This window comes from Streptomyces sp. NPDC057654, from assembly GCF_042800135.1.
In the GTDB taxonomy this organism is placed as follows: domain Bacteria; phylum Actinomycetota; class Actinomycetes; order Streptomycetales; family Streptomycetaceae; genus Streptomyces.
On the sequence record NZ_JBHVHQ010000402.1, the window covers coordinates 1 to 7473 of the forward strand.

General features: G+C 65.9%; 10 protein-coding genes. All 10 read right to left on the minus strand.

The window, feature by feature from the left end; genetic code table 11:
- Positions 1-287: 287 nt before the first annotated feature.
- Positions 288-539: a hypothetical protein gene (locus ACFU99_RS25820; protein WP_384395963.1), complete on the minus strand. Its 252-nt coding sequence runs from the start codon at positions 537-539 to the stop codon at positions 288-290.
- Positions 539-1174 carry a hypothetical protein gene (locus ACFU99_RS25825; RefSeq protein ID WP_384395966.1) on the minus strand — a complete coding sequence of 212 codons (636 nt, stop codon included), beginning with the start codon at positions 1172-1174 and terminating at the stop codon, positions 539-541. The genes ACFU99_RS25820 and ACFU99_RS25825 overlap by 1 nt, the downstream gene beginning before the upstream one ends.
- Before the next feature lie 127 nt (positions 1175-1301).
- The gene (locus ACFU99_RS25830; RefSeq protein WP_384395969.1) at positions 1302-1601 is read right to left on the minus strand and encodes a hypothetical protein; all 300 of its coding nucleotides are present in this window, start codon (positions 1599-1601) and stop codon (positions 1302-1304) included.
- The gene (locus ACFU99_RS25835; RefSeq protein WP_384395972.1) at positions 1601-2563 is read right to left on the minus strand and encodes a hypothetical protein; all 963 of its coding nucleotides are present in this window, start codon (positions 2561-2563) and stop codon (positions 1601-1603) included. The genes ACFU99_RS25830 and ACFU99_RS25835 overlap by 1 nt, the downstream gene beginning before the upstream one ends.
- Positions 2560-2883 carry a hypothetical protein gene (locus ACFU99_RS25840; protein WP_384395975.1) on the minus strand — a complete coding sequence of 108 codons (324 nt, stop codon included), beginning with the start codon at positions 2881-2883 and terminating at the stop codon, positions 2560-2562. The genes ACFU99_RS25835 and ACFU99_RS25840 overlap by 4 nt, the downstream gene beginning before the upstream one ends.
- Before the next feature lie 587 nt (positions 2884-3470).
- Positions 3471-3836 (minus strand): hypothetical protein, encoded by a 366-nt coding sequence (locus tag ACFU99_RS25845; protein ID WP_384395978.1) that lies wholly within the window; start codon positions 3834-3836, stop codon positions 3471-3473.
- Positions 3837-3998: 162 nt separating this feature from the next.
- Positions 3999-4340 (minus strand): hypothetical protein, encoded by a 342-nt coding sequence (locus ACFU99_RS25850; protein ID WP_384395981.1) that lies wholly within the window; start codon positions 4338-4340, stop codon positions 3999-4001.
- Between the two features lie 382 nt (positions 4341-4722).
- Entirely contained in the window at positions 4723-5097 is a 375-nt protein-coding gene (locus ACFU99_RS25855; RefSeq protein ID WP_384395983.1) for a SufD family Fe-S cluster assembly protein, read from the minus strand.
- Between the two features lie 26 nt (positions 5098-5123).
- A complete protein-coding gene (locus tag ACFU99_RS25860; RefSeq protein ID WP_384395986.1) occupies positions 5124-5378 on the minus strand; it encodes a hypothetical protein in 255 nt (84 codons plus the stop codon).
- A 1576-nt stretch (positions 5379-6954) separates the two neighbouring features.
- Positions 6955-7473 (minus strand): hypothetical protein (locus tag ACFU99_RS25865; protein WP_384395989.1); only part of this gene is annotated, 519 nt, incomplete at its 5' end.

Sequence of the window (7473 nt, forward strand, 5' to 3'; positions counted from 1 at the left end):
GGTCAGGGCAGCGTCGTCTTCTCAGGCGCAGCCCCCTGCTTCCCGGCGGGACCTCAGGTCCATCAGTTGCATGTACGGCTGGTGCAGTGACCGGGGGACCTGCAGGGCCAGAAGCGTGCTCCGCCCGGCGGGTATGAGGGTTGCCGTCTCAGTCTCGGCCGGGCGCCGACTCGCGGCACAGCGTCCGTCGGCCTCTCACGCCGACGTCCTGACCACAGGACTTCCGGGCGGCTGCCACCAGGTCCACCGATCGCCTGCCCGATTGATGCGCTGAACGGACAACCACGTCACGAAGTCGCCGGTCGGACTTCTTCTTCGAGCGTTACCGCGATGCAGATGTCTTCGTCGCGCGGGTGGAACCGGACGAATTCGCCGGGCATCGAAGCATCCTCCGGCAGGCCGCGGTGCTCCCGGTAAACCGCCCACGCTGCGGCGACGGCCTTGTGCACTTCTTCCCATGCCGCGCTCCAGGGCTGCCCGGCGGGCACAATCCACTCCTTGCGGCGCATGACGACCTCACGGGTCGCATACGTCGCCATCACACGTCCTTGACGGTGGTATCGAGAAGGCGGAGGACTTTCTGGCGGGTACGGACGCCGCAGCTGTCCGTGGCCTCCGCATACTCCCGGATCTGAACCACGGCCGCTTCGGCGCGCTTCTGGCCCTCGGCATAGGCGCACGCGTAGTCGATCCAGTACCGGGCGTTTGCCCGGAGCCGGTCGCGCTCCTCGAACGGACGCCGAAGCTGCGGGACGGCAAGGATGGCGTCGATGATCCCGATGCGCTGGCCTTCCGGGCACAGAGCATCCTCGTGGATTGCCTCGGCCATCAGGTCTCGCAATCGGCCGAATTCAGTGGCACGCCCTTCGGCGTACATTTTTGCGATGCCGTCATCGCCGGGTCGGGCAGGCTTCGGGACGGCCGTCGAGAGGCGGTCTTCCAGAGTGGCCACACGGGCCCGCAGGCGTTCGTTCTCGCTGCGCAATACCTCGTACTGGTCGAAAGGGCAGTATCCCAACAGCTGAGGATCACCGTGTTCTGGGCAGTCCCCCCTCGGACCGTAATAGTCCTCGGGCGTCAATCGCCCGCATGAACACTTGTTGTCAGGCTGTGCCGTGCGGTGGCAGGCGCATGCGAGGCGGGTCTCGTGGTCCGGACACTCCATGGCGGTCACGCCTCCTCCTCGGGCTGCTGCGTCTCGACGCAGATCGTGATGGCGCGTCGGGTGCTACGCCCGACGTACACGGTGTCTTCCGGAACACGCCCGTCACAGATACGTCGGTACTGAATAAGGGACGGCATCATGTCTCCTCGGTGTCGCGGCGCCCAGGCCAGCCCCGGGCCGCACGCATCCGCTCCTCGTCGATGTCAATGAACCCCAGCTCCAGCAGATGCAACAGCCCCTCTCGGAGTGCGCTGTCCACGGTGTCCGCCATCGTCATCGGTTTCTTGTAGGGGCCTTCCGGGCTCAGCAGCCAGCAGGTCGCGGCTCGGGTGGCGATAAAGTGGGCATCGGCGAAGGCGCTGCCCATGCTGGTGTCGACACGGAGCCTAAGGAAGGGGTCAAAGATCCTCTCGGGGAGCGCCGGTTTGTCAACCATCACGCCTCGCGAGTGGGTTCGTAGTCGTGCCAGGAGTCGTCCTTGTCCCCCTGCGCGACGCACGTGCGGCACTGTCCGATGGCGACGGGCTCGTCAGATAGCGTGTGCTGGTCCGCTGGGTGCTTGCATATGTTGCACTGAGTGGCGTTGGGGCGAAGCAGGTGGTCCTGCCATGCCGCGACGGCGTATCCCTGCCAGATGGTCGTAGGGGACATCCAGCCGCAGGTGCAGGTCAACGTGTCCTCGTCCCTTTGCGGCTCGGTCCAGCGCGGCCGGTGCCGCTCCACGATGTCCGCGTGTTCGGGGCAGACGTAGCCGGACGCAACGGTGGGACGGACCTGCTTCCAGCCTTGTGAGGACCAGTTCGCCTCTGGGGGGCGGCCGCTCATGGCGGCTCGGATGTCGAACTGGCGCAGGCACCCGGGGATGAGGCAGTCTCGGAGGACCGGCTGTTCCATGAGGAGGTAGTTGACGGTCGCACGGAGCTGGCCGCGTTCGGCGACAGCCTCGCAGGTGGCATCGGTGTGTTGGGCCAGGCACTCGCCGGACGCGTCGGCCTGCTGCCGCTCGGTCCCCTCGGCAGGCATGACGACGCGGTCCGGTTGCGGCCGGATCCGCACGGCGTTCTCGATGTCGTAGCAGATGTTGGCGACGGTGTCGGTCCAGAGGGGCTGCCCGTCATCGGCACGCCGCTGCTCTATCACCTGTCGTACCCGGCTCAACGCAGCCAACAGGTTGGCGTTCTCGCTCCGCAGGATGTTGAGCATCACGTCGGTTGCAGCGTCACTGATGCGCAGCGTTTCCGCCGCCTGCTCGTCGGCCAGAGCCATGGCGGCCTCGGCGTTGCGGTACCAGGCGGCTCGCATGTGGTCCCACGCGGTGCCGGTCTCGCGGAAGCACTTCGAGCCGGCGGCTTCGGCCATGGCGCGGGCGTACCGGTCACGCAAGTTGTCACCGGTCACTTCCACACCTCATCCATCAGGGATGCCCAGTACTCGTTCTCCCTCTCAGCTTCCCTGCATTCGAATTCTTCGCGCGTGCAGCCGTCGGCGGCGCACGGCCACGGATCGAGGTTCCGTTCGACAGGAAGGCCTGCGGGGCCGCTCTTCCCGGGATCCTTCTCGAGGATTCGCAGACCGTGGAGGCAGTAGGTGCCCCACTTCTCCTCGGCCTCCCTGACACGGTCCTGGCATTCGGACGCCCGGCAGTTCTCCGGTATGCCTTCGTGGACGGTTGGTGCACCCGCCTGGTCTTTGCCGTCGTGCGTCACGTTGATGATCACTCCTGCTCTGTAAGTTGTCAGGTGGCCCGAGTGCTGATCCGGCTGGAGGCGGAGGTCCGCATGAACCTGCGTGAACTCGCCGTAGCACCCGCGGAACTGCGGGCTTCCTCACCCGCAGTTCCGCTCAACGCCCTGGCCAGTCGGCGGCTGCTCAGCGGGACGCCCCTGGTTTGCCGTCGAAGCCGAGCTCGACGCGTACGACCAGTAGCTGCACGAGGAGGAGGAAGCCGAGCTCCGACGCGACCGTGCGGGTCGGCGATTTCACCGACCACGAACTCCGTGAACTGCAGTAGCAGTCCACAGCGGCCGGCGCGGGTAGAGGCCCGTGCGGCGCACTCGGCTAAAGGGCTGCTGAAGATGTTGCGGGTTCCGGCCCCGGCCCGGAACCGCCGGATGCCCGGCAGGCGGCCTGGCGGACACGCGGGAGTACGGCACGAAGACGTGGCCCGGCGCCGAGGCGTGGGGACTGGGGGGGTGGCCGGCGTGAACTCGGTTCTGCGCGGCCACCGGCTGGCAGGTGCTGTCTTGTGTGCGACGAGCGGGCGCAGCAGGAGACGCGCGGGCGGTTCACCGAGCCGAGAACGCCCCTACGGCCGCTGCGTCCCGTGCTTGTGGTCGATCTGCGCCACGCGGGCACTCAGGCGGGTGACGGTGCGGCGGACATCGTCGACGGTGTCACGCAGAACCTCTTCCAGCGCCTGCCTCATGCTAAAAGCGTCACGCTCGTTCCCGACGGCATAGGCGGTGCCCACATCGACACCTTCCAACGACACGGTTCCTGTGATCTGGACATCGCAGTCCACTGGCTCGTAGGTGCACCAGGCGTCTTCAGCGGTGGCGGCGCGGCGCCCCTGGACTGTGACGGTGTAGCCCTCGTGGAAGAAGCGGGCGGTACCGTCGAGGTCCAGGCGGAAGCCAGGATCGGCGGGGGCGCTGAGCTGGCGCAGTTCCATGCGGAATCTCCAAGGTTGCGGTGTCGCCGATTGGCGTGGACCGGCGGCAGTAGTTCCAGGTGATGGCCGGCAAGGTTGTCCTCGAACTTGCCGGCCGGAGTAGTTTTCCTTGGACTCGGCCATCTCGCGGGTGGTCATGATGTTCTTCCGCCCCCGCGTCGTTCAGCCCTCGAGAAGCGCGCAGGCGGGGCACTCGGGTGCTCCGGATGGCGCGGGCCGCTGCGTGGTGTAGCCGCACAAGCAGCCGTCATACGTGCCATCGCTCACGTGCACGTAGGCGTCTTCCCGCCCTCGGATCTGCTTGCGGGCATCGGTGGTTTCAGGGGGCTCGACGAAGGTGATGCTGTTGACTCCCATCGGGGCGAGGTTCCTCGTGATGGAACTCTTGAGAGCGGCCACATCCGCATCGGCGTCATCGACACCCAGTCCGGTGAACCCTGCATTCTGAGCTGCCGAGTTCACCTTGGACGCTTTACGGGAGCCTTTACCTGTGAAGTCCTGCATGGTTACTGTCACTCCTTTGTCGTGTGCTCGCACGTCCAGCGTTTCGTGGTACGAAAAACAGGCGCAGGAATGTGAAAGCTCCTGAGGAAACCCGTGTCTCCCCTGGCCTCTCAGTGCCTCACGCCGTCGTCCGGGGCGGCTGCGCCGCCCGCCCCGCATCGCCGGCGTCCCGGCCGGGACCGAGCCGCGGAAGAAATGTCGTGCCGTTCGCCGTTCAGGGCGATACCGGCGGCCGACCGATGGATCGGACACCCGGACGGCCGAGCAGTCCGATGAACCTCGTGTCGACGCTCGTGGGGGTTGACACTCGACCTCGTACTCCGCCGGCACGCCCCGGCTGTGCACGATCGAAGAGCTTCTCGGTGACGAGGTGACCCGACGCTCAGGCCGTGGATTTTCTGGGGTTCAGCGCCATGTACCGGCGCAGGCTCTGCCCCGCACCGGCGAGGGCCTCAGTGATCCACTCGGGGAACGTCACATAGACGAAGTCGAGGGACGTGACCGTGTCGAGCAGGACCCTCACAGCCTCATGACGCGGGATACCACGGCTCATCAGGTAGAAGAGCATCTCTTCGTCGAGGACCGGCTGTCCGTCCAGGGCATGGAGCGTCGCATCAGGATCGGATATGAGCGTCATGGGCTGGTCTACGACGACATACTCGTGCGGCCACAGGTGCAGATCTCCCCCAGGCGTAGCGATGATCGCCTGCTTGGGGTGGATCTTCACGCCCCTCGAAACAATGGCTTCGGTGTTCATCTCGTGTGGACGGGCTGGCCACATACTCAGCGGCGGCACCCGAAAGCGGGAACGCAGTTCGGTGAATGGTCCTCGACCACAATGATCCAGGTCCCGTCCTCCGGGACGGCTTTGCCGTCCCGTTCGGGAAAGTACATCGAGGGCTCGGCCCCGATCGAGGATGCGATGGCATGATCCTCGTCAACGACGTCGGCGCGGCCATCGACATCCGGCGTCTGCCACTCCGGGGCGCCCTGGGTGCGGGCGGAGTCGGTGTGCTCCCTCGGTACCTGCGTTCCCATGGATGCCTCCAGTCTCCGGTGGTGGTGGTTCAAGTGATGGCTCAGCCGTGTTCCAGGGTTTGGGCCGCTTGTCCGCTGACGATCCGAGTGACCTCCTGGCAGGCTCGAAGACCGGCGCGAGGCCCGAGAGCTGAGTCGTAAGCACTGGGATTTATTCGGGTCGTGCGAGCCTTCGGCCGTGGTCGGCCGCGAGACACACACCACTCACGTGACGAGCAGTTGTCGGGATGTTCCGGCAACAGCCGCAGCCGAGGGCGCCCCGGAGTTTCTTCTGACGGCAAGGGTGTCTCCCGTGCTACTCCCGGTCGTTGCCGCTCATGGGCTCCAACCCTGAATGTCGGCAACCTGGAGGTCGGCCCAGAGCGGCTCGACCGTCACCGCGAGCAGCGAGGTGCCATCGGGCTCGTCGTCGAGGGCGCGTTTCCACCGTCGACGCAGTGTCGCAGCCTTGTTCCTGGCGGTCTTCTTGTCGGTGAACGGGCCAGTCGTGGCTGTGCAGGTCTCTACGGATGTCGTTCCGCGATGGAAGCGGGAGTCGGCTACGCGCCCCGCCCAAGATCAATGTCGCTGAGGGCGGGAGTCACTGCGATTGCATCCCCGCAGGCGGCACTGCCACTTGCGGTGGCATCCGGTCTCATCGCGGTTCGTGGCCAGGGCAACCAAGTGACATCCGTCGACGCGTCGAAACGACTCCCGCTCAGACTTCCATAGCCACAGTCGTTCGGGCGAAGGTCGACGTCCATCGAAGAGTCTCCTCGTCATCGGTGTGAACGGGGCGCAATTGGCCTCGCTGCTTCGGTCGGGGTGCTGAGGTGTCTCTGAAGGGGTCACTGCCGGGCGGCCGATGTCATTTCGATGCTCGGGCATGACGGAGTCTCGGCGCAGTGGTCGGGTTCTCCGGGGGCCTTCGGTTCGTGCGGGCAGGGGGTGACTGGTCAGTTGGCAAAGCGGGGCAATGCGGCGACGTGGTGTAAGGCCGTGGTTAGGTCGCCGGTATGCGTAGACGGAGCCGTCGTCCGCTGCGGGTGAGGCGTGCGGCGGACTCGGGGCTTTTGTGATAGTCCCAACCGTGGTCGACCCCGTTGTTCTCCCCTCGCACCAGCGCCCGTCACACGAGTGCGGCCAGGGCAGGTGGTGATAGCCATGCGGGCGCTGCCGGAATGGACCGCTAAGTGGTCGAACCTTCTTGGTGTCTGGTAGGCGGCCGATGCGTGTCCCGATCAGTGCCCAGACGCGTCTTGTCGATGTCTTGTTCGACGCACCGGTCATCGGTGTCGCCTTCGTGTCCGGCCAGAGGCGCCAAGACGTCTCCCCAGGGGCATCACCGACGCCTGGAAGCGCTCTTGCCGAGACATCGGCGCACAAGCGCGGAACGGGCTGAATGCGCGAACACCCAGCCCGTTCCGGCATCCTCCTCACGCGGTTCGGCTACGCCGAGCTCCTGGACAGAGCCCTGGTCCTGCTCCAGACCGGCCTTTGGAAGAAATTCTGTCCGTCGGACGTCTCCGCAGCCAGTCTCGCGTGGCGGCGGAGGCGTCTGACGAAGAGGAGAGACGGTGAGCCCTCGAACTCCGGGCTATGCTTCGTAGCTCGACATGAACCACTCGGGCTCGCTGACGCGGGTCTGCAGTCCCAGCACGGACAACGCCCGCTTCAGCGCCCCGTCGTGCTGGGATGCGGCGTTCATCGAGGCGAGGTCCAGCTTGAGGAGCCTGTTCTTGGGCTCGTGGACGACGGCTGCCAGGCAATACCCAACCTCGTCTTCGTCCATCCCGGCCGAGGACCGAAAGGGCAGCGTGTACGTCTGAAGGAGCAGCGACCCCAGACCGTTCGCAGCCAGCCGCTCTGCCGCCGCGTCGGTGAAGTATTCGACCGTGCGGGGGTACGAGTCCCCGGTGTACCCGTCGAGCATGTCCTGCGTCTCCCACGGCACGTGCGGCATCACAAACGATGAGCCGCGGCAGTCGGTGTACCCGACCAGCTTGTTCGTCAGCCCTTGCCAGTTGTCGACCGGGCCGCCCAGGCAGTACCCGTACATCAGGACTTCGTTATTCTCGATAGCACCCATAGTGTTCTCCTCGGTTCGATCCAATGG